The sequence below is a fragment of the Methylobacterium sp. Leaf99 genome (genome assembly GCF_001422375.1).
Classification (GTDB): domain Bacteria; phylum Pseudomonadota; class Alphaproteobacteria; order Rhizobiales; family Beijerinckiaceae; genus Methylobacterium.
This window is the reverse complement of sequence record NZ_LMMU01000008.1, coordinates 254,112-277,108: the sequence shown is the minus strand read 5'-3', so window position 1 is coordinate 277,108 and position 22,997 is coordinate 254,112. Positions and strand designations below refer to the sequence as shown.

Here is a 22,997-nt window from a genome sequence, read left to right as displayed (position 1 = left end):
TCGCAGGTGGAATGCGCCGATCGAGATCGTACAACGCGCTCGTCCACGGGATGGAGGCACGGTCCGCCCGTCGCGGACAGCGCGAGTGGGCTTCGGGCCACTTAAGGCTTTGCGCAGCGGACACGCTGCTGGAACGGGAGATATCGGCGAGCATGCCTTGGAGCAATCAGAGCGGCGGCGGTAGCGGCAACGGGGGAGGGCCCTGGGGCCGGGGCAGCGGCGGCAATGGCGGCGGGGGTGGCCCGTGGGGCGGCGGCGGTGGCGGTGGCGGCAGGACGCCCCCCGACCTCGAGGATCTGCTCCGGCGCGGCCAGGACCGCCTGCGCGGCGTGCTGCCCGGCGGCTCCATGGGCGGTGGACGCGGCATCCTGATCGCGGCGGGGCTCCTCGCCATCGGCTGGCTCGCCACGGGCGTCTATACGGTGGCGCCCCAGCAGGTCGGCATCACCACCATGTTCGGGCGCTACACCGGCACCACCGGCCAGGGGCTGAACTACAACTTCCCCTATCCCATCGGCGCCGTGACCAAGCCGAATGTCGGCCAGGTCAACAGCATCCAGATCGGTTACCGCGCCGGCCTCGGCGCACAGGGCCGCGCCACGGACAAGCCGGAGGAGAGCCTCATGCTCACCGGCGACGAGAACATCGTCGACCTCGATTTCGAGGTGCAGTGGCGCGTGAACCCGCTCAAGGCGTCCGACTACGTGTTCAACCTCGAGAACCCCGAGGGCACCATCAAGGCCATCGCCGAGAGCGCCATGCGCGAGGTCATCGGTCGCCGCAACATCCAGGCGATCCTGACCAACGAGCAGTCGAGCGTCGCCCAGGAGGTCAAGGAGATCACCCAGAAGGCCCTCGACGAGTACGGCGCCGGCGTGCGCATGGAGGTGGTGCAGCTCGTGGCCGTCAATCCGCCGCCCGAGGTGCGCCCCGCCTTCATCGACGTGAACGCCGCTCAGCAGGACGCCGAGCGCGCGCAGAACGAGGCCCGGACCTACGCCAGCCGCGAGGTGCCCCAGGCCAAGGGTAAGGCCTCGCAGATCGTCCAGGCGGCGGAGGCCTACAAGACCCAGGCGACCGCCGAGGCGACCGGTCAGGCCGCCCGGTTCCAGCAGGTCTACGAGTCCTACAAGGTCGCGCCGGTGATCAGCCGTGAGCGCATCTTCCTCGAAACGATGGAGCGGGTCCTGGGCTCGGTCAACAAGGTGATCATCGATCAGAACGGCACCGGCGTGAACACCGGCGGCGCCGGTGTCGTCCCCGTCCTGCCCCTCACGGAATTCGGCGCCCGTAGCACCGGTGGAGCCGCCCGATGAACAACCCAGCCCTCCGCACCGGCTTCCTCATCGCGGCGGCGGCCGTCGTCGTCCTGCTCTACGCCTCGGTCTTCACCGTGGGACAGATGCAGCAGGCCCTCGTGCTCCAGTTCGGCCGCGTCCGCGCCGTGCTGAACCAGACCGGCACCGACAAGCCGGGCCTGTATTTCAAGGTGCCGTTCATGGACAACGTGGTCCTGTTCGACAAGCGCGTCCTCGACCTCGACCTGCCGGTGCAGACCCTGCTGACGGCCGATCGTCAGAACCTCGAAGTCGATGCCTTCGCCCGCTACCGGATCATCGACCCGCTGAAGTTCTACCAGTCGGCCAACAACATCCTCCGGGCCAACACCCTGCTGGCCAGCTTCACCAACTCGGCCCTGCGGAACGTGCTGGCCCGCTCGACCCGGGACGCCATCGTGCGGACCCAGCGCTCGGACCTGATGAACCAGATCCAGGGGGACGTGAACCGGCAGGCCAAGGAACTCGGCGTCGAGATCGTCGACCTGCGCATGACCCGCGTCGATCTGCCGGCGCAGAACAGCACGGCCGTCTACCGGCGCATGACGACGGAGCGCAACCGCGAGGCCGCCGACATCCGCGCCAACGGCGATCAGATCGCCGCGACCATCAAGGCCAAGGCCGACCGCGACGTGACCGTGCTGCTCTCCGAGGCCAACCAGACCTCCGAGACCCTTCGCGGCCAGGGCGATGCCGACAAGAACCGCATCCTCGCCGTGGCCTACGGCAAGGACCCGGACTTCTTCAGCTTCTATCGATCGATGCAGGCCTACGAGACCGGGCTGAAGGGCTCCGACACCCGCCTCGTGATGTCACCGTCCTCGGACTTCTTCCGCTATTTCAGCGACCCGCAGGGTCGCTCGCCGGCCACCGCCGGACGCGGCGGGGAAGCGGGAGCGACGGGTTCGGTCGGGCGCTGAGCCGACCGTCCCTTCCTGCGACAACGACCCAGCGGCCGGCACCTCACAGTGCCGGCCGTCTTCGTGAGCGCGTAAGGCCCCTTGATCGCCGGGTCCGGGGGACGATCTAAGAGCAACGTTTCAGCCAAGAGGTCGATCATGGATTCCGTCGCGCGCGCTGTCCCAGCGCCCCGCCTGCGAGCGTTGCGCCGCTCCCTGTGCTCGGCTCTCGTGGCCGCCACCCTGGCGACCTCGGTCAGCGTCACCGGCCTGTCCCAGCCCGCCTTCGCCAAGGGTCCGGAATCCCTGGCCGACCTCGCGGATCAGGTCACGGATGCGGTGGTGAACATCTCGGCCTCCACCACCGTCGAGGCCCGGCCCAACACCCGCAGCGGGCCGCAGCTGCCACCCGGTACGCCGTTCGAGGACCTGTTCGAGGAGTTCTTCAGCAAGCGCGGCGGACGCGGCGGTGGTGGAGACGGCGAGGCCCCGCGCCAGCAGTCGCGGAAATCGAACTCCCTCGGCTCCGGCTTCATCATCGACGCGTCGGGCATCGTGGTGACGAACAACCACGTCATCGGCGACGCCAACGACATCCAGGTCATCCTCCACAACGGCACCAAGTTGAAGGCCGAGATCATCGGCAAGGACCCGAAGATCGATCTCGCCGTGCTGCGGGTGAAGCCCGAAGCCGACAAGCCCCTGAAAGCCGTGCCGTTCGGCGATTCCGAAAAAATGCGGCCGGGCGACTGGGTCATCGCCATCGGCAACCCGTTCGGACTCGGCGGCTCGGTCTCGGCCGGCATCGTTTCGGCGCGCGGGCGCAACATCGAATCGGGTCCCTACGACAACTACATCCAGACGGATGCGGCCATCAACAAGGGCAATTCCGGCGGCCCGCTGTTCAACATGAACGGCGAGGTCATCGGCATCAACACCGCGATCCTGTCGCCGACCGGCGGGTCCGTCGGCATCGGCTTCGCCGTGCCCTCGGCCACGGCATCCCAGGTCATCGACCAGCTGCGCGAATTCGGCGAGGTCCGCCGCGGCTGGCTCGGCGTGCGCATCCAGAACGTCGACGACGCCACGGCCGAGGCGCTCGGCCTGAAGGGTGGCGCCCGCGGCGCCCTCATCGCCGGTGTCGACGAGAAGGGTCCGGCCAAGGTGTCGAACCTCGAGGTCGGCGACGTCATCGTGAAGTTCAACGGCACGGCCGTGAAGTCCTCCAGCGACCTGCCGCGCATCGTCGCTGCGACCCCCGTCGGCAAGGTCGTCGAGGTGATCGTGGTGCGCAAGGGCGCCGAGACGACGAAGTCCGTGACCCTCGGACGCCTGGAAGACAACGAGAAGCCGCAGCTCGCCAATGCCCGCCAGCCGGAGGCCGAGAGCGCCGTGCGTCAGGCGCTCGGTCTCAATCTGTCGAACCTCACCGACGACCTGCGCCGCCGCTACGGCATCAAGGACACCCTCAAGGGCGTCGTGGTGATGCGGGTCGATCCGAACTCGACGGCCGCCGACAAGCAGATCAAGCCCGGCGAACTCATCGTCGAGGTCGGTCAGGAGCCGGTGACCACGCCGGCCGAAGTGACCAAGCGCGTCGAGCAGCTGCGCAAGGAGAACCGCAAGTCCGTGCTCCTCATGGTGGCGAGCGCGTCCGGCGACATCCGCTTCGTGGCCCTCGGCCTCGACTGACCGGCCCCGACGGTCGTGACTTCGAAAAGGCCGCCATCCGAAGGAAGGGCGGCCTTTTTCAGTTCACGAACTCGCTCGCGGCATAGCCCTGGAGGTAGAGCAGGGCGGTGAGGTCGCCGTGGTCGATGCGAACCCGGACGGCGGCGGCCACCGCGGGCTTGGCCCGGAACGCGACGCCGAGGCCGGCCTCCCCCAGCATGTCGAGGTCGTTGGCGCCGTCGCCCACAGCCAGGGTCTCGGCCGGATCGAGGCCGAACCGGCTGCGCAGATTGATCAGGGTGGCGCGCTTCGTCGCCTTGTCGACGATGGGCTCGTGAACGGTGCCGGTGAGTTTTCCGTCCCTGACGCCCAGCGTCGTGGCATGGGCCTCGTCGAACCCGATCATCGCGGCCACCGGCCCGGTGAACACGGTGAAGCCGCCGGACACGAGGCAGGTATGGGCGCCGTGGGCCTTGCACGTCTGCACCAGGGTTCGCGCGCCGGGCATGAGGGTGATGCGCTCGGACATCAGGGTATCGATGACGCCGACGGGCAAGTCGCGCAGGAGGGCGACGCGCTCGCGCAGGGCCGGCCCGAAGGCGATCTCCCCGCGCATGGCCCGTTCGGTGATGGCCGAGACCTGGGCACGCAGGCCGACGGTGGCGGCGAGCTCGTCGATGCATTCCTGCTCGATCATGGTGGAGTCCATGTCGGCGAGGAACAGGCGCTTGCGCCGGTGCGGGCCGGCGGGCAGGACGGCGATGTCGAAGGGCTCCGACGCGAACGCCGCGCGCAGGCGCCGGGCGAGGGCGGGTGCATCGGCGGGTGCCCCCGGCACCAGCACCTCGGCGGCGACCTCGCCGTGGAGGATGCGCGGCTGATGCTCCGTTCGCAGCACCCGGCGGGTCTCGGCCAGGACCGCATCGGTGATGGCGGGACGCGCGGTGTTTGCTATCAGGATCGCGACGAGGGACATCCGGGAGCTTCCACGCCTTGCCGCCGGTCACGGACACAGCACACGCAGCAGGCCGGCCGGCGGCCATCCTCATCGCAGGGCCGACCGCCTCGGGCAAGTCGGGCCTCGCCACCGCCCTGGCGCGCCGGTTCCGGGGCGTGGTGATCAACACCGATTCCATGCAGGTCTACGCGGATCTGCGCCGCCTCTCGGCCCGCCCGAGCGCGGCGGAGGCGGCCCTGGCGCCCCATCGCCTCTACGGCCATGTCGACGGGGCGATCAACTATTCCGCCGGTCACTTCGCCCGGGAAGCGACCGGCCTCTTCGCCGAACTGAGGGAGGAGGGCCGCCTGCCGATCTTCGTCGGCGGCACAGGCCTGTACTTCCGCGCCCTGGAGGAAGGGTTGTCGGAGCTGCCGAGCGTGCCCGACGCCGTGCGGGCCGCGGTCCGGACCGAGGCCGAGGGCCGCCCGACGGAGTCGCTCCACGCGGACCTCGCCGCCCGCGATCCGAGCGGCGCCGAGGCCCTGCGGCGGAGCGACCGCGCCCGAATCCTCCGTGCCCTCGAAATCTTCGCCGCGACGGGCCGGCCCATCGCCAGCTTCCGAGGCCGTCGCACGCCCGGCCCCCTTGCCGGCCTGCCACTCCTGAAACTGTTCCTCGCGCCTGAGCGCGAAGCGCTGCGTGCCGCCATCGACGCCCGGTTCGCCGCGATGATCGCGGACGGCGCCCTCGACGAGGTCGCGGCCCTGCGCGAACGCCGCCTCGATCCGATGGTGCCGATTATGCGCGCCCACGGCGTGCCGGGCCTGATCGCGCATCTCGACGGCGTCATCGACCGCGTTGAGGCCATCCGGCGCGGTCAGGCCGACACGCGCCGCTATGCCAAGCGTCAGTTCACCTGGTTCCGCCACCAGATGGGGCCGGACTGGGCCTGGACCGCCCCGGCGGCGGCCCTGCCCCTCGCCGAGGTGCGGCTTACGTCTCCAGACGCGCGATGAGGCTCGACGTGTCCCAGCGGTTGCCCCCCATGCCCTGCACGTCGGCGTAGAACTGGTCGACCAGGGCGGTCACCGGCAGCTTGGCGCCGTTGCGGCGCGCCTCAGCCAACAGGATGCCGAGGTCCTTGCGCATCCAGTCCACGGCGAAGCCGAAATCGAATTTTTCGGCGTTCATGGTCCGCCCGCGATTCTCCATCTGCCAGGAGCCGGCGGCGCCCTTGGAGATCACGTCGAGGACCGCCTCGACGTCGAGCTCGGCCCGCTTCGCGAAGTGGATCGCCTCCGACAGGCCCTGCACCAATCCCGCGATGGCGATCTGGTTGACCATCTTGGTGAGCTGGCCCGAACCCGAGGGACCCATGAGGCGGCTCGCCTTGGCGAAGCTCAGGATCGCCGGCTCGACCCGGCCGTAGGTCGCGGCCTCGCCGCCGCACATGACGGTGAGCGCCGCGTTCTCGGCCCCGGCCTGGCCGCCGGAGACGGGGGCGTCGATGAAGTGCAGGCCGGCGGCGTGTGCGACCTCGGCCAATTCGCGGGCGACTTCCGCCGAGGCGGTGGTGTGATCGACGAAGACCGAACCCTTCTCCATGCCCACGAAGGCACCGTCCACGCCGAGCGTCACGCCGCGCAGGTCGTCGTCGTTGCCGACGCAGGCGAAGACGATCTCCTGTCCACGAGCCGCCTCACGCGGAGTCGGCGCCGCTGCCCCGCCATGGGCCTGCACCCAGGCCTCGGCCTTGGCCGCCGTGCGATTGTAGACGGTGACGGCATGGCCCTTCGCCGCGAGATGACCCGCCATCGGGCCACCCATCACACCGAGGCCCAGGAACGCGACCTTCGCCATCATCCGTCTCCACCGTCTAAGTTCAGAATGAACGGCGGTCTAGGTGGGCTCGGCCAAGGGGTCAAACCGGCAGGGCGGTCAGCCGCCGGTGACGCTCATGTGGCGCGGCACCGCCGCCGGTCGTGCCCGCTCGATGACGAAGTCGTGGCCCTTGGGCTTGCGGGCGATGGCACCCACCACCGCCTGGGTCACCAGGGCGTCGTCGGGCGAGGCCCGCAACGCCGCGCGGAGATCCGCCGCATCCTCCTGGCCGAGGCACATGTAGAGCTGCCCCGTGCAGGTGAGGCGCACGCGGTTGCAGCTCTCGCAGAAATTGTGGGTGAGCGGCGTGATGAAGCCGAGGCGCCCGCCGGTCTCGGCGACCCGCACGTAGCGGGCCGGGCCGCCCGTGCGGTCGGGCAGGGGGATCAGGGTGTAGCGCTGTTCGAGGCGCGCGCGGGCCACGGAGAGGGGCAGGAACTGGTCGGTGCGGTCGCCCTCGATCTCGCCGAGGGGCATGACCTCGATGAGGGTCATGTCCATGCCGTCGCCGTGCGCCCAGGCGATCATGTCAGCGAGTTCGTCCTCGTTGACGCCCTTCAGCGCCACGGCGTTGATCTTGACCTTGATGCCGGCCCGTTGCGCCGCCGCGATCCCGTCGAGCACCACCTTGAGATCGCCGCGCCGGGTCACGGCCTTGAACTTGGCCGGATCGAGGGTGTCGAGGGAGACATTGACGCGTCTGACGCCGAGGTCGGCGAGTTCGGGCGCGAAGCGACCGAGCTGCGTCCCGTTCGTCGTCATGGTCAGCTCCTCCAGCGCCCCCGTGCCGAGGTGGCGCGACAGGCGGCGGAACAGGTGCATGATATCGCGCCGCACCAGGGGCTCGCCGCCGGTGATGCGAAGCTTGCGGACCCCGCGCCCGATGAACACGGCGCACAGGCGGTCGAGTTCCTCGAGGCTGAGCAGGTCGCGCTTCGGCAGGAAGTTCATGTCCTCGGACATGCAGTAGACGCAACGCAGGTCACAGCGATCCGTCACCGAGATGCGCAGGTACGTGATCGCCCGCTGGAACGGGTCGATCAGCGGCGCGGCAACGGGCGTCACGGGAGCGTCGACGGTGCGGGGACCCCACATGCGGGACTCTGTACTCTGGTCTTGGGAAAGCACTGGCGTTTGGTCGCGTGACGAACCTAGCATGAAGACGCATATGAGGTCTTGCACCCCCGTGGGCAAGCGCGCACCGGGGCGACGCGTCCGCACGTGGGACCACGCCCCCTCTTCAGGAGCCAGCCATGGACCAACAGACCGTCGCTGCCGTCGCCGAGCGTTGGCCTACGGAAATCCGGCTGTCCGGCGACAAGCGCAGCCTCATCGTCGCCTTCGAGGATGGCGGGCGCTTCACCCTGCCGGCGGAGTACCTGCGGGTGTCGAGCCCGTCCGCCGAGGTCCAGGGCCATTCCCCGGCCGAGCGCAAGGTGATCGGCGGCAAGCGCGAGGTCGCGATCCTCAACGTCGAACCCGTGGGCAACTACGCCGTCAAGCTCACCTTCGACGACATGCACGACACCGGCCTGTTCGGCTGGGGCTACCTGTACGACCTCGGCCGCGAATACCGGAACCGCTGGGCGACCTACCTGTCGGAGCTGGAAGAGCGCGGCCTGTCGCGCGATCCGGCCGTGCGACCGGCCAAGAAGCCGACCGGAAATCCAACAGAGACTTCGGGCGGCGGCAGTTGCGGCACCGGATGCGGCTGCCACTGAAGGCGTGCCGATGAACGTTCGCGGCGCCCATCCGGCACCGGCCACGAGCCGGCGCGTTCTGACGTTGGCCCTGCCGATGACGGTCGCCAACGTGACGACGCCGCTGCTCGGCTTCGTCGGCGCGGCCGTGATCGGGCGGCTCGGCGACGCCGCGCTCCTCGGCGCCATGGCGCTGGGGGCCGTGATCTTCGACGCGATCTTCTGGTCGTTCGGCTCCCTGCGCATGGCCACCGCCGGCCTGACCGCGCAGGCGGTGGGTGCCCGCGACGGGGCGGAGGTCGACCGGACCCTGGCGCGGGCGCTCGCCGCCGGCCTCCTGGTCGGCGCCGTCATCGTGATCCTGCAGGGCCCCATCGGGCGGGGTGCCTTCGCCCTGAGCGGTGCCAGCCCGGCGGTGATCGCCGGGCTGTCGGACTATTTCCACATCCGCATCTTCGCGGCGCCCTTCACGCTCGCGAACTACGCCATCCTCGGCTCCGTTCTGGGACGCGGCCGCACGGATCTCGGGCTCGTGCTCCAGATCGCCATCAACTGCGTCAACATCGCCCTCACCCTCGCGCTGGTGCTCGGTGCGGGCATGAGCGTCGCGGGTGCCGGGCTCGCCACCTTGCTCGCCGAGGCGGCCGGCGCCGGACTCGGCCTCTTCCTCCTCGCCCGCCTCGGCTCGCACCCCTTCGCGGTGCCGTGGAGAATCGTCGCCGATCCCCTGGCGCTCGCCCGGATGCTCAGCGTCAACGCCGACGTGATGATCCGGACCCTGCTGCTGGTCGCCTGCATCGCCGCGTTCTCGGCCCTCGGCGCGCGCTCGGGCGACGTGGTCCTCGCCGCCAACGCCGTCCTGTGGAATCTGTTCATGATCGGCGGCTTCTTCCTCGACGGCTTCGCCACCGCCGCCGAGACCCTGTGCGGGCAGGCCGTGGGCGCCCGCGACGAGGCGGGTTTCCGCCGCGCCGCGCGCCTGAGCCTGGCCTGGTGTCTCGCCTTCGGGGCCGCCATCGCGGGCCTGTTCCTCGTGACGGGCGGCCTCTTCATCGACGCCGTGACGACGAACCCGGAGGTCCGCGAGACGGCGCGGGCCTACCTCGTTCCGGCGGCCCTGGCGCCGCTCGTCGCCGCACTGCCCTTCGCCTTCGACGGCATCTACATCGGTGCCACCTGGACCCGGGCCATGCGCAACCTGATGATCGCGGCGTCCGGCACCTACGGCGTCGCCCTGCTGGCGTTCCACGCCCTCGGGTTCGGCAATGCCGGCCTCTGGGCCGCGTTCCTGCTTCTGCTCGGCGGCCGCGGCATCGGTCAGGCCCTGGCCTATCCCGGCCTGACCGCGCGGACGTTTTCCCCAGCCGTGGAGACAGGGCTGCCCTGTCCGGTACGCCAGGGCGCATGATCGCCATCTGTTGTGCGCTCGCAAGATCAGGAACCAATAGATAGAGTTCGGGACAAGCTTTGCTTCAGAAAATCGAGGCAACCCCCGACTTAGAACGATTCCGATGTGGTAATGTGACGAAGAAGCCTCTTTGCTTGCCTTCGCGGCTGGTCTACGCGCTCTAGACCATGCGCGAGACTCCCATGACCGCAAGATTGCTTCCGTCCCTTCTCCTCGCCGGCTTCCTCACGGCGGGTGCGGTCCTTCCCGCCCTCGCGAAGGAGACGCCCATCGGCCCGCACGTGATTCAGAACGGCCTGGAGGTCGCCGCCGTTTATCTCCAGCCCATCGAGATGGACCCGCCGGACATGATGCGCGCCGCAGCGGCATCCGACCTGCACCTCGAGGCCGACATCCGCGCCGCCAAGGACAACCGCAACGGTTTCGCCGAGGGCGATTGGGTGCCGTCCCTCGCCGTGTCCTTCGAGCTGACGAAGCTGGAGGGCGAGGCCGCCACGGGGCCGAAGGTCACCGGCTCCCTGATGCCCATGGTGGCCAATGACGGCCCGCATTACGGCGACAACGTCAAGCTGTCGGGTCCCGGCCGCTACCGCCTCAGGCTTACTGTGGCGCCCCCCGGCGCGGGCCAGCATTTCGGCCGCCACGTCGACAAGGAGACCGGCGTCGCCGAGTGGTTCAAGCCGTTCGACGTGACCCAGGACTTCACCTTCGCGGGCATCGGCAAGAAGGGCGCGTACTGAGCGTGGCCCGCCCGTCGCACCTGCTCGCCGCCGCGCTGACGGCCGGCACCCTGGCGCTCGGGTGGCCGGCCCTCGCCGAAGAACTGCCCGTCATCAAGGTCGAGATGCGCGACGGGGCGATCATCCCCGAGATCATCGAGGTCCCGGCCAACACCCGGTTCAAGCTCGAGATCACCAACACGGGCAAGAGCCCCGTCGAGTTCGAGAGCACCGAACTCAAGCGCGAGAAGGCGCTCGCGGCCGGCGCCACCTCGTCCATCGTGTTCCGCACCATCGATCCCGGCCGCTACGACGTGTTCGACGACTTCCACCCGGAGTCCAAAGCCACCCTCGTGGCGAAGTAGTCCGAATGGCGAACCCCATGGCGGCATCGGCCTCCATCACACCGGGCGAGGCCTGGGTCGATGCCAAGCTGGCGGGCCTCGGCCAGTGGCTCCAGCGCAACGGCGGCATCATCCGCACGATCCAGTGGATCGTCGTGGCGGTCTACCTCGTCCTCGTGGCGGTGCCGGCCTTCCTGCCCCTGCCGGGACGCACGGCCCACCTGTGGAACGACCTGACCGTGTTCGCCCAGTTCGCGTTCTGGGGCATCTGGTGGCCGTTCGTACTGGTCAGCATGGTGGTGGTCGGGCGCGCGTGGTGCGGCATCCTCTGCCCGGAGGGCGCGCTGACGGAGTTCGCCAGCCGCTGGAGCCTCGGGCGCGCCGTGCCGCGCTGGCTCACCTGGGGCGGCTGGCCGTTCGTGGCCTTCGCCGGCACCACGGTCTACGGCCAGATGGTCAGTGTCTACGGCTACCCGAAGCCCGTCCTCGCCGTGCTCGGCGGCTCCACGGTGGCGGCCATCGCCGTCGGCCTGCTCTACGGCCGCAACAAGCGGGTGTGGTGCCGCTACCTCTGCCCCGTCAACGGCGTCTTCGCCGTGCTGGCCAAGCTCGCCCCCATAAGCTTTCAGGTCGATCACGCCGCCTGGAGCGCGTCGCCGAAGCCCCGGGGAGAAACCTTCAACTGCGCGCCCCTGGTGCCGGTGAAGACCATGAACGGGGCCGGGGCCTGCCACATGTGCGGGCGCTGCAGCGGCTATCGCGGGGCCGTGCGCCTCGCCCGCCGTTCCCCCACCCATGAGATCGTGAACGTCGCCGGCACCGAGCCGAGCCTCGACCAGACCGCCCTCATCCTGTTCGGCATGATGGGCCTCGCGGTGGGCGCGTTCCAGTGGTCGTCGAGCCCGTGGTTCATCGAGGCCAAGCAGTGGCTCGCCACGGTGCTCATCGAGCGCGGGATCTCCTGGCCCCTGGAGACGACCCTGCCGTGGTTCGTCCTCACCAACTACCCCGAGCACAACGACGTCCTCAGCCTCCTCGACGGCGTCCTCCTGCTCGCCTACATCGCCGCCTCGGCCCTCGTCCTCGGCCTGTCGCTCTCGGGCTTCGTGGCGCTGGGAACGCGGGTCCTCGGGGCGTGGTCGTGGGCGCGCTTTCACCACCTCACCCAGACCTTGATCCCGGTGGCGGGCTGCGGCGTGTTCCTCGGGCTCTCGGCCCTCACCGTGACGTTCCTGCGCGGCGACGGGTTCGTCATTCCCTACGTCTCCGAACTGCGCGCGGGCCTCCTCCTCGGGAGCAGCCTGTGGAGCACGTGGCTCGCGTGGCGGGTGTCGGGGCTCTACGCGACCGGTGCGCGCCGGCTGGCCACCACGCTGGCCATCGCGGCGGCCTGCGGCCTCTCGGTGTTCGGCTGGGTGCTGCTGTTCTGGATCTGGTAACCCGCGCGGCCGTCCGGCGCGCACACAAGGATTTCTGCGCATGATCGGCGCTTTCGTCATCGCTTTTCGCGAAGTCATCGAGGCCGGCCTCATCGTCGGCATCGTCATGGCGGCGACGCGCGGCATCGCCGGGCGCGGCCGCTGGATCGCCCTCGGCATCCTCGGCGGCCTCGGCGGAGCCGCCCTCATCGCCCTGTTCGCGGAAAAGATCTCCGATGCCTTCGAGGGCGCCGGACAGGACATCCTCAACGCCGCCGTGCTCATCGTCGCCGTGCTGATGCTGATCTGGCACAACACCTGGATGAGCAAGCACGGCCGTGAACTCGCCGGCGAGCTGCGCGCGACGGGCGACAAGGTCCGCACCGGCCAGACCACCGTGGCGGCCCTCGCCCTCGTCGTCGGTGCGGCGATCCTGCGGGAAGGCGCCGAACTCGTGCTGTTCCTCTACGGCCTTGTCGCGTCCGGCACCTCGGGCCTCGACATCCAGTTCGGGGCCCTGGCCGGCGTCGCCGTCGGTGCCGCCGTGTCGGGCGTGAGCTATTTCGGCCTCGCGGCGATTCCGACACGGTACGTATTCTCGGTGACGAGCGCGCTCATCATCTTCCTCGCCGCCGGCCTCGCCTCGCAGGCCGCCCAGTTCCTCCTGAACGCGGGCGTCGTCACCGTCCTCGACCGGCCGTTGTGGAACAGTGCGGCGTTCCTGCGCGAGGACAGCCTCGCGGGCCGGGTACTGCACGCCCTCGTCGGCTACACCGACCGGCCGAGCGTGCTTCAGGGCGTGGTCTATGTCGGCACCATCGTGGTGATGGTCGCCCTGATGCAATGGTCATCGGCGGACAAGCGCCGGCAGGTCCGCACCGCCTGAGGCGCAGATGCACGTCAGCCACATACTCGACGCCCCGGTGGCCGAGACCATCGCGTTCGACGACTTCCTCGCCGTCGATATCCGGGTCGGCACCATCGTGTCGGCCGACCCGTTCCCGGAGGCGCGGAAACCCGCCTTGAAGCTCGTCATCGATTTCGGCGGCAGCATCGGTCGCAAGCGGTCGAGCGCGCAGATCACCGAGCATTACCGGGCCGAGGATCTGCCCGGACTGCAGGTCGCCGCGGTGGTGAACTTTCCGCCGCGCCGGATCGGGCCGTTCCTGTCCAAGGTGCTGACCCTGGGCTTTCCCGATGCCGATGGGGCCGTGGTGCTGTTCACGCCGGACCGGCCGGTTCCGAATGGCGGCCGCCTGTTCTAAAGATTGTCGCGAGGGACGCGCGCGATCCCGTTGGGTGCTCACCAGAGCGAGAATTCCGTCCCGAAATCCGTCGTCTTGAGGCGCTTGCACGCCTCCGGCGTGGCCTTGCAATCGGCCCGGGGCGTGAGGATCAGGGCGCCCGCGCTGCTCAGGTCGAACCGGAGCTCCACCGCCGGGTCGTCTTCCTTGGCGTAGGCGAGGCTGACCTCGAAGCGCACGAAGTCGTACTGCGTGCGGTCCGCATAGACGATCAGATCCCGCGAGACCGCTTCACCGGGGTAGAGGTCCGAGGGCTTGGCCTCTCCCCGTGCGGCCCCGGCGAAGAGCATCCCCTGGCGCAGGATCACCGTTCCGGGCTCAGCGAGCGTGTAGTCGCGGGCCGCGATCACCCGATCCTTCGCCTCCAGGCCATCGGCGAGGTCGCCGGCCTTGGCGGACCGATCGGCGAACTGCGCCCGGATGCCGATGACGTTGTAGGCGAGACCGAGGACGCGCACGCCCGTCTGGCCGACGTTCTTGCGGGTCACCGTCGAGCGGATCGCGACGTGATTGTCCCGCTCACCGGCTTTGACGAGGTCCGTCGTCACGGAGACGGCCGGCGGCTCCAGGCTCGGCTTGATCCGCGCCTCGTAGATGAACGTGTAGACGCCCCAGGCCCCGGCGCCGAGGATCGCCAGGGTCTGCACCCCGGTGTTGATGCGCTCGGAGGCGAAGCGACGCCCGGGGGACACGCTCCTGGGTTCGTCTTGCGTCACGGGTGCGCTCCGCCGATCAGAGGGTAGTGCAAGGGAGGGTCCGCGCAGGGTGCGTCGTCCATCCCGGATCGTCGAGGCCCTGGTCGGGTATCAGCCGCGGACCGCCGCGCCCGCGATCCATGCGGCGACGCGGCCTTCGAGGTCAATCGGATCGCCGGCGAGCGCCACCGTCTTGTGGCGCGCCGTCTCGCCCGACACGATGCGGATGGCGCTGCGCCGCAGATCCAACGCGTCGGCGAGATAGGCGACGAGCGCCGCGTTGGCGGCGCCTTCCACCGGCGGGGCGGCGACGCGCAGCTGAACCGCCACGCGGCCGTCCGCCCCAGCGACGAGCCCGTCGAGGCCGGTGCGGCTGGCCCGTGGGGTGAGCCGGACGGCGAGGCGCACGCCGTCCGGGCCGGCCGCGCAGGGTAGGGCGCGCGTCAAAGCTCGCCGGTGAGGAACTGCGCCCGACCGTGGCCGAACGACCAGTCGGCGTCGCTGTTGACCACACACGACACCATCACGTCGGCCGGAGCGATGCCGCAGGCGGCCTCGAGCTTCTCCGTCAGCAGGCGGTAGAAATCCTGCTTCATCTCCTGCGAACGCGGGCGGGTGAACACCTGCACCACCACCACGTCCTTCGTGCGCGGGATGCCGAGGCCGGTATCCTCGATGATCATGCGCGACGGCTTGTGCTCGGTGACGATCTGGTAGCGGTCGCCGGGCGGGACCCGGAACGCCTCCAGCATGGCGTCGTGGGCGGCGTCGAGCAGGGTCTTCAGCTCGGCCTCGGTGCGGCCTTCGAGGAGGTCGAAGCGGATCAGCGGCATTGCGGTCTCACGGTGGGAACGCCGGAACGGGCGGCGCGACGGGCGCCGTTGTAGCAGCCGTCCCCTGTCCGCGTCCCGATCCGACGGCAGACCGGCCATTCGGCGAGCTTGGCGGGGTGTCCCGGCGCCGATGTTGCACTAAGGTGCTCGGCGTTTTCACGGGAACCCTCGATGTCCGACCTCCGCCTCCGCCGCAGCGTGCTGTATATGCCCGGCTCGAACCAGCGCGCCCTCGAGAAGGCCCGGACGCTGGCCGCCGATTCGCTGATCCTCGACCTCGAGGACGCCGTGGCGCCCGACGCCAAGGAAATCGCCCGCGAACAGGTCTGCGCGGCGGTCAAGGAAGGCGGCTACGGCAACCGCGAGATCATCATCCGGGTCAACGCCCCCCAGACCCCCTGGGGGGAATCCGACCTCAAGGCGGCGATCCAGGCCCGGCCCGACGCGATCCTGATGCCGAAGGTATCCTCGCCCGCCGTGCTGGAGAGTATCGCCAACCATCTGGAGGCCCTGGAGGCACCCGACAGCATCGCCGTGTGGGCGATGATCGAGACCCCGGCGGCCATCCTCAACATCCAGGACATCGCCAAGGCCCGGCGCGACCGGCGCACCCGGCTCACCGGCTTCGTGCTCGGCACCAACGATCTCGCCAAGGATACCTGGGCCCAGCTCGTGCCCGGCCGCGTGCCGATGCTGCCGTGGATGATGTTCACCCTGGCCGCCGCCCGCGCCGAGGGCCTGATCATCCTCGACGGCGTCTGGAACGACATCGGCGACGTCGACGGCTGCCGGGCCGAGTGCCAGCAGGCCCGCGACCTCGGCTTCGACGGCAAGACCCTGATCCACCCCAACCAGATCGAGCCGGCCAACACCTGCTTCGCCCCCACCGAGGAGGAGGTGCGCCGCGCCCGCATCGTCATCGAGGCGTTCGACAAGCCGGAAAACCTCAAGCGCGGTGCCATCAAGATCGAGGGCCGCATGTACGAGCGCCAGCACATCGGTATGGCCCGCCGGGCGGTGAACTGGTCGGAGGCCATTGCGGCCAAGGGGCAGTAGCGGGGCGGACCCGCCATGCGCTGAGGGCGGGAACAGGGGCGGGGAAGCGGGGCTTTCCCCGCTGACGGCGCGCCGGACGGCGGTGCGCTCCCACCAGGACCCCTCCCCCCCGCATGAGCCCGATCCTCGAACCCTACACCCTGGGCGACCTCGCCTTGAAGAACCGCGTCGTCATGGCGCCGCTCACCCGCAGCCGTTCGTCGACCGACGGCGTGCCGCCGGATTTCGCCGTCGATTACTACGCCCAGCGCGCCAATGCGGGCCTGATCATCTCCGAGGCGACGAACATCTCGCCCCAGGCCGTGGGCTACGCCCTGACGCCCGGCATCTGGACCAAGCCCCAAGTCGAGCGCTGGAAGACGGTCACCGCCGGCGTCCACGCCAATGAGGGTCGCATCTTCCTGCAGCTCTGGCATACGGGCCGCATCTCGCACCCCGACGTCCAGCCGGACGGCGGCCTGCCCGTCGCGCCCTCGGCGATCAAGCCTGAGGGCATGGCGTTCACCGAAAAGGGCATGCAGCCCCACGTCACCCCGCGTGCCCTGGAGACGGACGAAATCCCCGGGATCGTCGAGGATTACCGCCGCGCCGCCGAGAACGCCAAGGCGGCCGGCTTCGACGGTGTCGAGATCCACTCCGCCAACAACTACCTCCTCGAACAGTTCGTGCGCGATTCCACCAATCACCGCACGGACCAGTACGGCGGCTCCATCGAGAACCGCCTGCGCTTTCCCCTGGCCGTGGTGAAGGCCGTGACCGAGGTCTGGGGCGGCGGCCAGCGCGTCGGCATCCGCCTGTCGCCGGCGACCACCGAGCCCGGCAAGACAGCCCTCGACAGCGATCCGAAGGCGACGTTCGGCGCCTATGTCGAGGCCCTGAACGGGTTCGGCCTGCTCTACGTCCACACCATCGAGGGCGTGACCCAGCAGACCCGGGACGTGCCCGACGAAGTCGATTTCGGCCAGATCCGGGAGCGTTTCAAAGGTGCCTATATCGGCAACAACCAGTACACCCTGGAGCTTGCCGAGAAGGACCTCGCGGAGGGCCGCGCCGATCTGTTCAGCTTCGGCCGCCCCTATATTGCCAATCCGGACCTCGTCGAGCGCCTGCGCACGGGCGCACCCCTCGCCGAGGCCCCGAAGGCCTACTGGTACGGCGGCGGCGCCAACGGGTATTCCGACTGGCCGGGGATGAACGGGCCGGTGCAGATCGTGCGGTAAGCCGCTCGCTTCATCCGCCCTCGCCCCGCTCGCGGGGTGGGGGTTCGGTGCCGGGCACGGCGTTGCAGGGGCGTCCTGCAAGAGCAGCCCCGTCGTGCGCTCGGCGATGGACGAGACGTTGCCCGCCGACCGGTTCAGCCGTGCAAGTGGTCGAGAACCGCTCGGCCGGTCTCGGTAACGGCATAGCGCGTCCGCTGAGTGCGGGCTGCCCGCTCGATCACGGTGAGGAGCGCGGCTTCCCCCACCAGAATCTCCACCGCCCGCAGCACGAGGGCGTGCTCCACGCCGAACACCCGCGAAAAGCTGCGGCTGTCGGCGGCGAGGTCGAGGTGCAGGGCCGCGAGCACGCCCGCCTCAAGGGTGGAGAGGCCGGGCTGCAGGGCGGCGACGGACTCCGTCACCGCCAGGAAGGTTTCGGCGTCGGCGGCCGGTTCGCTCACGCGGCGACCGGGGCGCGCAACCGCACCATCACCGATTTCGAGGTCGGGGTATCGCTGCCCTCGCCGAAGGTCGAGAGCGGCACGAGAACGTTGAGTTCGGGGTAGTAGCCGGCCAGCGACCCGCGCGGCATGTCGAACGGCACGAGACGGAAGCTTTCCGCCACCCGGGTCACCCCATCGTCGTGGGTGCCGACGATGTCGACCCGGTCGCCCGTGAGCGCCCGGATCTCGGCGAGATCGTCGGGGTGGGCGAAGACCACGCGGCGCTCGCCGTAGACGCCGCGATAGCGGTCATCCATGCCGTAGATGGTGGTGTTGTACTGGTCGTGGCTGCGGAAGGTCTGCAGCACGAAGGTACCGGGCGCGTTGCGGGCCCGCTGGTGCTCCGTCGCCTCCGGCAGCGCATCGGCGGAGAAGTTGGCGAACCCGGTTTCGGTCTCGAAGTTGCGCTCGGCGGCGAGATTGCGGAGCATGAAGCCGCGCGGGCGCCGCACCCGGACGTTATAGCCCGTGAATCCCGGAATCGTGCGCTCGATGAGGTCGCGGATGCCATCGTAATCCTCGGTCAACGCCGCCCAATCGACCCGGTCGGAGCCGACGGTGGCCGCCGCCATGCCGGCGATGATGGCGATCTCGGAGAGCAGTTCCTTCGAGGCCGGCTTGTTGATGCCGCCCGAGCCGTGGACCATGCTCATGGAATCCTCGACCGTGACGATCTGGGTCTTGCCCTTGGCGTTGCGGTCGATCTCCGTGCGGCCGAGGCAGGGCAGGAGGTAGGCGACGCGGCCCGGCACGAGGTGCGAGTGGTTGAGCTTCGTCGCGATGTGGACGGTGAGCTCGCACGACGACAGGGCCTTTGCGACGAGGGTCGTATCCGGCGTGGCACGGGCGAAGTTGCCGCCGAGTCCGATGAAGGCCTTGGCCGAGCCGTCCAGCATGGCGCCGATGGCCGCGATGACGTTGTGGCCGTGCTTGCGCGGCGCGGTGAAGCCGAAGGTCGTCTCCAGGGCGTCGAGGAGGGCGGCGGGGGGCTTCTCGTTGATGCCCACCGTGCGGTCGCCCTGCACGTTGGAATGGCCGCGCACGGGGCAGAGGCCCGCGCCGGGACGCCCGACATGGCCGCGCAGGAACATCACGTTGGCGAGTTCGCGGATGGTGGCGACGGAATGCCGGTGCTGAGTGACGCCCATGGCCCAGGTACAGATCACCTTGTCGGCCCCGAGATACACGCCGGCCGCGACCTCGATGTCGGCGCGGGACAGGCCGGACTGGTCCTCGATGGCCTCCCAGGTGGTGGCATCGACGGCAGCACGGTAGGCGGCGAGGCCGGCGGTGTGATGGCTGAGGAACGCGCGGTCGAGGACGGACGCCTTGCCGGCGGCGAGCGCCGCGTCGTCGACGGCGAACACCGCCTTGGCGATGCCGCGGAAGGCCGCCATGTCGCCACCGAGACGCGGCTGGTAATAGTGGCTCGCCACGGGGGCGCTGGAGCCGCGCAGCATCTCGACGGTGTTCTGCGGATCGGCGAAGCGCTCGAGGCCGCGCTCACGCACGGGGTTGAACACCACCACGCGGGTGCCGCGCTGGGCGGCTTTCCGCAGATCGCCAAGCATGCGCGGATGGTTGGTGCCGGGGTTCTGACCCACCACGAAGATGGCGCCGGCCTTCTCGAAATCCTCCAGCAGCACGGTGCCCTTGCCGATGCCGATGGCCGCCTGGAGGGCGATGCCGCTGGCCTCGTGGCACATGTTCGAGCAGTCGGGGAAGTTGTTGGTGCCGTAGTGCCGGGCGAAGAGCTGGTAGAGGTAGGCCGCCTCGTTGGAGGCGCGGCCCGACGTGTAGAATTCGGCCTGATCGGGATGGTCGAGACCGCGCAGGCTCGCACCGATGGCCGCGAAGGCCTCGGGCCAGGTGGTCGGCACGTAGCGGTCGCTCTGCGCGTCGTAGCGCATGGGGTGGGTGAGCCGGCCCTCGCCCTCCAGGGCGTAGTCGGTCCAGCCGCGCAATTCACTGACCGTATGCTTGGCGAAGAACTTCGGCGGCGTGCGCTTGTCCGTGGCCTCCCACGACACCGCCTTGACGCCGTTCTCGCAGAACTCGAACGACGAACCGTGCTCCGGATCGCCCCAGGCGCAGCCCGGACAGTCGAACCCGTCGGGCTGGTTGGCCTTCAGCATGGCCCGCGCCCCGGAGAGCGGCGCGCGACTGCCGAGCAGGTGCTTGCCACAGCTTTTCAGCGCACCCCAGCCGCCGGCGGCGGACGAACGCTTGGGAGACGCGACCGGGTGATCCATGGACGATCCTGATGGGAAGGCTTCTAAGGTCGTGGCGACCTGCTTCCGCGAAGGGTTACCGCACCGCACCGCGGCGCCTCAATCGCGTAGAAACGCAGGCCAGTCATGCGCTTGCGCCAAGCCAAGGTTCGTCCCCCGTGGTTTCGCCTGGGTTAAGCCGGTGCGCCGCCATACGCAGGTGGGGTATGCACGGGAAAGGCCCTCATAACGGCCCGGACCCGTCGAGGAGACCACACGGATGCGGACCCCCATACGGGTGAGCGCGGCCATCGTCGTCGGGATCGCCGTCGCCTTGGCGATGATGGCGCACGACCGCCAGAGCGGCGCCGAATGGGCGATCTCACCCGAGCAGATCGCGGACGCGCAAGGGGCGGGCAAACCGGGCGTCGAGATCGGGCCCGGACGGTTCGCACGCCATCCCGTCGCCAGCGAGGGCGCCGACCTCCTGCCGGTCAAATGGGGGCTGGTCGGCCTGTTCGCCGCCTGCGTGGTACTAGCCGGAACCGGCCGGCGACGTGCACCGGCCGCGCGCGTCTAATCCGGCAGCGCCGCCAGGGTTTTCGCGTCGCGGCCGACGACCGCCGAGAGGCTGCCCGCGCCCTCGGCCGCCAAGCGGGCGACGAGGCCGGCCTTGATGGACCCGATGAGGCCCGGCCCCTGGTACACCAGGGCGGAATAGAGCTGGAGCAGACTCGCGCCCGCCAGAATTTTGGTCCAGGCGGCCTCGGGCGAGTCGATGCCGCCGACGCCGACGAGGGGGATTTTCGTCCCCACCCGCAGGTAGGTCTGCGCGAGCAACCGCGTCGCGGGCTTGAACAACGGCCGGCCGGAGAGGCCGCCGGTCTCGTGGGCGAGGGCCGTCTCGGCGAGCGTCGCCGGTCGCGCGATGGTGGTGTTGGAGACGACGAGGGCCTGGACGCCGCGCTTCAGGGCCGTGGCCGTCATGGCATCCAGCGCCGCGAGGGTGATGTCGGGGGCGATCTTGAGCAGGATCGCCGTGCCGGGATGGACCGCGTCGCGGGCTTCCACCACCCGCGCCAGGAGATCGTCGAGGAACGCTTCGCCCTGGAGGTCGCGCAGGCCGGGCGTGTTGGGCGAGGACACGTTGACGGTGACGAAATCCACCAGCGGCGCCAGGGCCCGCGTGCAGGCGACGTAATCGGCGAGGCGGTCCGTCGCCTCCTTGTTGGCGCCGATATTGACGCCGATCCGGCCGGGCCGGCCCTCACGGGCCGCGAGGCGGCGGCGCACCACGTCGAGCCCCTCGCTGTTGAGGCCGAACCGGTTGATGACGGCGCCATCGGCCCTCAAGCGAAACACGCGCGGCGCCGGATTGCCGGGCTGGGCCTTGGGGACCACGCCGCCGACCTCGACGAAGCCGAAGCCGAGGCCGAGGAGCGCGTCGGGCACCTCGGCACCCTTGTCGTAGCCCGCGGCCAGTCCGACGGGATTGGGAAAGCGGCAACCCAGGACCTCGACGGCCAAGCGCGCATCGTCCGGCGGCGGCCGGCGCGTCGGCAGCAGGGACAGCCCCCGGATGGTGAGGTTGTGGGCCGCCTCGGCATCGAGGCGGTGCAGCAGGGGCTTGGCCAGGGGAAACAGCGCGCCGATCATGCGGCGTCTCCGAACGCCTCGGGGAAGACGTGGCGCCCGTTCGGCCCGAGCGGCAGATCGTGGACCGCACGCACGGCCTCGAGCGCCAGATCGCCGTAGAGGTGCGGAAACAGGTCGCCCCCGCGCGAGGGCTCGAAGCGGAGCGCCGCCCCGAGGGCGTCGGTGTCGACGGCGACGAGGACGAGGTCGCGCGCACCGGCGAAATGCCGGGCCGCCGTCTCGGCGGCCTGTGCGGCGGTGGAGAAGTGGATGAAACCATCGGCCACGTCCACGGGCGCCCCGGTGAAGCGCCCCCGCGCCTCGGCCGTCGCCCAGAGATCGCGCGGACAGATCTTGTAGACGAGGGGCATCCGGTCTCCTGCGCGCGAGGCTCGCTGACCCGGCGATAGAACGCGCACCCGCGCGCCGCAACCGGGGCCGACCGCGAACGGGACGATCCTGCCGGGGGAACGCCGGAACAAGTCCGTGCGATCCCGTACCGTTGCTTTCCGGATATTTTAGTTCTACTTTCCTACGCGTAGGCTGAGCGTCTTACGCACTTCCCGCCGCGAGCCTGTCATGCTGTCGCACGAGCAGATCTGGACCGCCATCGATCGGCTGGCCGAACGTCACGGCTTCTCGGCCTCCGGCCTCGCGCGCCGGGCCGGCCTCGATGCGACGAGCTTCAACCGATCGAAGCGCATCGGCCCGGACGGGCGCAAGCGCTGGCCCTCCACCGAATCCATCGCCAAGGTCCTGGCCGCCACGGGCGCCAGCCTCGACGAATTCCTGCGTCTCATCGAGGTCCGGACCGGGCCGGCCCGCGCCATGATCCCCCTCGTGGGCATGACTCAGGCTGGATCGGGGCGGCTGTTCACGGACGAGGGCATGCCCACGGGCGGCCCGGGCTGGGAAGAGATCGAGTTTCCCGATCTCGCCGACGACCGCGCCTTCGCCCTCGAAGTGCAGGGCGACTCCATGGCGCCGCTCTACCGCGACGGCGACGTGCTCATCGTCTCGCCCGCGGCGAGCGTCCGCAAGGGCGACCGCGTGGTGGTGCGCCTGGCCGCCGGCGAAGTCCTGGCCAAGGAACTGAAGCGCCGTACGGCCCGGACCATCGAGCTCGCGTCCCTCAACCCCGAGCATGCCGACCGGGTGGTCAATGTCGGCGAGATCGCCTGGATCGGCCGCGTGATGTGGGTGCGGCAGTAGCAAGGTCGCAGCTTTGCCGGGCCGCCCGATCGG

The 22,997-nt window shown here is 69.8% G+C and carries 25 protein-coding genes; 15 read left to right on the top strand and 10 right to left on the bottom strand.

Translation table 11 applies throughout. From position 1 onward, the window contains the following. Positions 1–152 precede the first annotated feature (152 nt). From hflK to ASF28_RS16290, 3 genes are all read left to right on the top strand, one after another. Positions 153–1,316 (top strand): FtsH protease activity modulator HflK, encoded by a 1,164-nt coding sequence (gene hflK, locus ASF28_RS16300; RefSeq protein WP_056094868.1) that lies wholly within the window; start codon positions 153–155, stop codon positions 1,314–1,316. Beyond that, entirely contained in the window at positions 1,313–2,257 is a 945-nt protein-coding gene (gene hflC, locus ASF28_RS16295) for a protease modulator HflC (protein ID WP_056094865.1), read from the top strand. The genes hflK and hflC overlap by 4 nt, the downstream gene beginning before the upstream one ends. Positions 2,258–2,395: 138 nt before the next feature. Next, the gene (locus ASF28_RS16290) at positions 2,396–3,928 is read left to right on the top strand and encodes a Do family serine endopeptidase (RefSeq protein ID WP_056094860.1); all 1,533 of its coding nucleotides are present in this window, start codon (positions 2,396–2,398) and stop codon (positions 3,926–3,928) included. A gap of 58 nt (positions 3,929–3,986) precedes the next feature. Here the strand turns inward: ASF28_RS16290 and serB are convergent, their stop codons facing one another. Continuing rightward, positions 3,987–4,883: a phosphoserine phosphatase SerB gene (gene serB / locus ASF28_RS16285; protein WP_056094855.1), complete on the bottom strand. Its 897-nt coding sequence runs from the start codon at positions 4,881–4,883 to the stop codon at positions 3,987–3,989. Between the two features lie 17 nt (positions 4,884–4,900). Between serB and miaA the strand changes: the two genes are divergently transcribed. Beyond that, entirely contained in the window at positions 4,901–5,863 is a 963-nt protein-coding gene (gene miaA / locus ASF28_RS16280) for a tRNA (adenosine(37)-N6)-dimethylallyltransferase MiaA (protein WP_056094852.1), read from the top strand. Here the strand turns inward: miaA and ASF28_RS16275 are convergent. Together ASF28_RS16275 and moaA are read right to left on the bottom strand one after the other, a co-directional pair. Next, complete coding sequence (locus ASF28_RS16275) at positions 5,841–6,707, bottom strand: NAD(P)-dependent oxidoreductase (RefSeq protein WP_056095143.1); 867 nt, start codon at positions 6,705–6,707, stop codon at positions 5,841–5,843. The genes miaA and ASF28_RS16275 overlap by 23 nt on opposite strands. A gap of 78 nt (positions 6,708–6,785) precedes the next feature. Beyond that, positions 6,786–7,823, bottom strand: coding sequence for a GTP 3',8-cyclase MoaA (gene moaA, locus ASF28_RS16270; RefSeq protein ID WP_056094849.1), 1,038 nt, complete (start codon positions 7,821–7,823; stop codon positions 6,786–6,788). Between the two features lie 158 nt (positions 7,824–7,981). Between moaA and ASF28_RS16265 the strand changes: the two genes are divergently transcribed. The 7 genes from ASF28_RS16265 to ASF28_RS16235 all read left to right on the top strand — a co-directional run bounded on the left by ASF28_RS16265 (position 7,982) and on the right by ASF28_RS16235 (position 13,582). Beyond that, a complete protein-coding gene (locus tag ASF28_RS16265) occupies positions 7,982–8,449 on the top strand; it encodes a gamma-butyrobetaine hydroxylase-like domain-containing protein (RefSeq protein ID WP_056094847.1) in 468 nt (155 codons plus the stop codon). A 10-nt stretch (positions 8,450–8,459) separates the two neighbouring features. Beyond that, complete coding sequence (locus ASF28_RS16260) at positions 8,460–9,836, top strand: MATE family efflux transporter (RefSeq protein ID WP_056094845.1); 1,377 nt, start codon at positions 8,460–8,462, stop codon at positions 9,834–9,836. 182 nt (positions 9,837–10,018) lie between these two features. Then, positions 10,019–10,576, top strand: coding sequence for an iron transporter (locus ASF28_RS16255; RefSeq protein WP_056094843.1), 558 nt, complete (start codon positions 10,019–10,021; stop codon positions 10,574–10,576). Positions 10,577–10,578: 2 nt separating this feature from the next. Further along, positions 10,579–10,920 carry a cupredoxin domain-containing protein gene (locus tag ASF28_RS16250; protein WP_157085623.1) on the top strand — a complete coding sequence of 114 codons (342 nt, stop codon included), beginning with the start codon at positions 10,579–10,581 and terminating at the stop codon, positions 10,918–10,920. 17 nt (positions 10,921–10,937) lie between these two features. After that, positions 10,938–12,338, top strand: coding sequence for a 4Fe-4S binding protein (locus ASF28_RS16245; RefSeq protein ID WP_056095138.1), 1,401 nt, complete (start codon positions 10,938–10,940; stop codon positions 12,336–12,338). A 40-nt stretch (positions 12,339–12,378) separates the two neighbouring features. Beyond that, positions 12,379–13,203 (top strand): FTR1 family iron permease, encoded by an 825-nt coding sequence (locus tag ASF28_RS16240; protein WP_056094840.1) that lies wholly within the window; start codon positions 12,379–12,381, stop codon positions 13,201–13,203. Between the two features lie 7 nt (positions 13,204–13,210). Then, the gene (locus tag ASF28_RS16235) at positions 13,211–13,582 is read left to right on the top strand and encodes a tRNA-binding protein (RefSeq protein WP_056094837.1); all 372 of its coding nucleotides are present in this window, start codon (positions 13,211–13,213) and stop codon (positions 13,580–13,582) included. Between the two features lie 38 nt (positions 13,583–13,620). Here the strand turns inward: ASF28_RS16235 and ASF28_RS16230 are convergent, their stop codons facing one another. The 3 genes from ASF28_RS16230 to ASF28_RS16220 all read right to left on the bottom strand — a co-directional run bounded on the left by ASF28_RS16230 (position 13,621) and on the right by ASF28_RS16220 (position 15,149). Beyond that, positions 13,621–14,313 (bottom strand): hypothetical protein, encoded by a 693-nt coding sequence (locus ASF28_RS16230; protein ID WP_056094835.1) that lies wholly within the window; start codon positions 14,311–14,313, stop codon positions 13,621–13,623. A 114-nt stretch (positions 14,314–14,427) separates the two neighbouring features. Then, entirely contained in the window at positions 14,428–14,763 is a 336-nt protein-coding gene (locus tag ASF28_RS16225) for a DUF167 domain-containing protein (protein WP_056094832.1), read from the bottom strand. Continuing rightward, positions 14,760–15,149, bottom strand: coding sequence for a tautomerase family protein (locus tag ASF28_RS16220; protein WP_056094829.1), 390 nt, complete (start codon positions 15,147–15,149; stop codon positions 14,760–14,762). Before ASF28_RS16220 ends, ASF28_RS16225 begins: the two co-directional genes overlap by 4 nt. A gap of 171 nt (positions 15,150–15,320) precedes the next feature. Here ASF28_RS16220 and ASF28_RS16215 point away from each other — a divergent pair, with 171 nt between their 5' ends. Continuing rightward, on the top strand, positions 15,321–16,205 hold the full coding sequence (locus tag ASF28_RS16215; RefSeq protein ID WP_056094825.1) for an HpcH/HpaI aldolase/citrate lyase family protein: 885 nt from the start codon (positions 15,321–15,323) through the stop codon (positions 16,203–16,205). A 113-nt stretch (positions 16,206–16,318) separates the two neighbouring features. Continuing rightward, positions 16,319–17,425, top strand: coding sequence for an alkene reductase (locus ASF28_RS16210; RefSeq protein WP_056094822.1), 1,107 nt, complete (start codon positions 16,319–16,321; stop codon positions 17,423–17,425). A gap of 134 nt (positions 17,426–17,559) precedes the next feature. Here the strand turns inward: ASF28_RS16210 and ASF28_RS16205 are convergent, their stop codons facing one another. Both ASF28_RS16205 and ASF28_RS16200 read right to left on the bottom strand, forming a co-directional pair. Continuing rightward, positions 17,560–17,865 (bottom strand): hypothetical protein, encoded by a 306-nt coding sequence (locus ASF28_RS16205; RefSeq protein WP_056094821.1) that lies wholly within the window; start codon positions 17,863–17,865, stop codon positions 17,560–17,562. Further along, on the bottom strand, positions 17,862–20,159 hold the full coding sequence (locus tag ASF28_RS16200; protein ID WP_056094818.1) for an FdhF/YdeP family oxidoreductase: 2,298 nt from the start codon (positions 20,157–20,159) through the stop codon (positions 17,862–17,864). The genes ASF28_RS16205 and ASF28_RS16200 overlap by 4 nt, the downstream gene beginning before the upstream one ends. Positions 20,160–20,397: 238 nt before the next feature. Between ASF28_RS16200 and ASF28_RS16195 the strand changes: the two genes are divergently transcribed. Then, positions 20,398–20,697 carry a hypothetical protein gene (locus ASF28_RS16195; RefSeq protein WP_157085622.1) on the top strand — a complete coding sequence of 100 codons (300 nt, stop codon included), beginning with the start codon at positions 20,398–20,400 and terminating at the stop codon, positions 20,695–20,697. Here the strand turns inward: ASF28_RS16195 and ASF28_RS16190 are convergent. Both ASF28_RS16190 and ASF28_RS16185 read right to left on the bottom strand, forming a co-directional pair. Continuing rightward, positions 20,694–21,773 carry a quinone-dependent dihydroorotate dehydrogenase gene (locus tag ASF28_RS16190; protein ID WP_056094812.1) on the bottom strand — a complete coding sequence of 360 codons (1,080 nt, stop codon included), beginning with the start codon at positions 21,771–21,773 and terminating at the stop codon, positions 20,694–20,696. The genes ASF28_RS16195 and ASF28_RS16190 overlap by 4 nt on opposite strands. Further along, positions 21,770–22,123, bottom strand: a complete 354-nt coding sequence (locus ASF28_RS16185; RefSeq protein ID WP_056094810.1) for a DUF952 domain-containing protein — start codon at positions 22,121–22,123, stop codon at positions 21,770–21,772. Before ASF28_RS16185 ends, ASF28_RS16190 begins: the two co-directional genes overlap by 4 nt. Positions 22,124–22,331: 208 nt before the next feature. Between ASF28_RS16185 and ASF28_RS16180 the strand changes: the two genes are divergently transcribed. After that, the gene (locus ASF28_RS16180; RefSeq protein WP_056094808.1) at positions 22,332–22,964 is read left to right on the top strand and encodes a S24 family peptidase; all 633 of its coding nucleotides are present in this window, start codon (positions 22,332–22,334) and stop codon (positions 22,962–22,964) included. Positions 22,965–22,997: the final 33 nt, after the last annotated feature.

Bases quoted from the DNA above. Each gene is read 5' to 3' on its own strand.
- hflK (WP_056094868.1), top strand. From the start codon at position 153: ATGCCTTGGAGCAATCAGAGCGGCGGCGGTAGCGGCAACGGGGGAGGG.
- ASF28_RS16185 (WP_056094810.1), bottom strand. From the start codon at position 22,123: ATGCCCCTCGTCTACAAGATCTGTCCGCGCGATCTCTGGGCGACGGCC.
- ASF28_RS16260 (WP_056094845.1), top strand. From the start codon at position 8,460: ATGAACGTTCGCGGCGCCCATCCGGCACCGGCCACGAGCCGGCGCGTT.
- ASF28_RS16215 (WP_056094825.1), top strand. From the start codon at position 15,321: ATGTCCGACCTCCGCCTCCGCCGCAGCGTGCTGTATATGCCCGGCTCG.
- ASF28_RS16180 (WP_056094808.1), top strand. From the start codon at position 22,332: ATGCTGTCGCACGAGCAGATCTGGACCGCCATCGATCGGCTGGCCGAA.
- ASF28_RS16245 (WP_056095138.1), top strand. From the start codon at position 10,938: ATGGCGGCATCGGCCTCCATCACACCGGGCGAGGCCTGGGTCGATGCC.
- ASF28_RS16200 (WP_056094818.1), bottom strand. From the start codon at position 20,159: ATGGATCACCCGGTCGCGTCTCCCAAGCGTTCGTCCGCCGCCGGCGGC.
- moaA (WP_056094849.1), bottom strand. From the start codon at position 7,823: ATGTGGGGTCCCCGCACCGTCGACGCTCCCGTGACGCCCGTTGCCGCG.
- ASF28_RS16275 (WP_056095143.1), bottom strand. From the start codon at position 6,707: ATGGCGAAGGTCGCGTTCCTGGGCCTCGGTGTGATGGGTGGCCCGATG.
- ASF28_RS16190 (WP_056094812.1), bottom strand. From the start codon at position 21,773: ATGATCGGCGCGCTGTTTCCCCTGGCCAAGCCCCTGCTGCACCGCCTC.
- ASF28_RS16290 (WP_056094860.1), top strand. From the start codon at position 2,396: ATGGATTCCGTCGCGCGCGCTGTCCCAGCGCCCCGCCTGCGAGCGTTG.
- ASF28_RS16195 (WP_157085622.1), top strand. From the start codon at position 20,398: ATGCGGACCCCCATACGGGTGAGCGCGGCCATCGTCGTCGGGATCGCC.
- ASF28_RS16220 (WP_056094829.1), bottom strand. From the start codon at position 15,149: ATGCCGCTGATCCGCTTCGACCTCCTCGAAGGCCGCACCGAGGCCGAG.
- ASF28_RS16210 (WP_056094822.1), top strand. From the start codon at position 16,319: ATGAGCCCGATCCTCGAACCCTACACCCTGGGCGACCTCGCCTTGAAG.
- hflC (WP_056094865.1), top strand. From the start codon at position 1,313: ATGAACAACCCAGCCCTCCGCACCGGCTTCCTCATCGCGGCGGCGGCC.
- ASF28_RS16265 (WP_056094847.1), top strand. From the start codon at position 7,982: ATGGACCAACAGACCGTCGCTGCCGTCGCCGAGCGTTGGCCTACGGAA.
- ASF28_RS16255 (WP_056094843.1), top strand. From the start codon at position 10,019: ATGACCGCAAGATTGCTTCCGTCCCTTCTCCTCGCCGGCTTCCTCACG.
- ASF28_RS16235 (WP_056094837.1), top strand. From the start codon at position 13,211: ATGCACGTCAGCCACATACTCGACGCCCCGGTGGCCGAGACCATCGCG.
- ASF28_RS16240 (WP_056094840.1), top strand. From the start codon at position 12,379: ATGATCGGCGCTTTCGTCATCGCTTTTCGCGAAGTCATCGAGGCCGGC.
- serB (WP_056094855.1), bottom strand. From the start codon at position 4,883: ATGTCCCTCGTCGCGATCCTGATAGCAAACACCGCGCGTCCCGCCATC.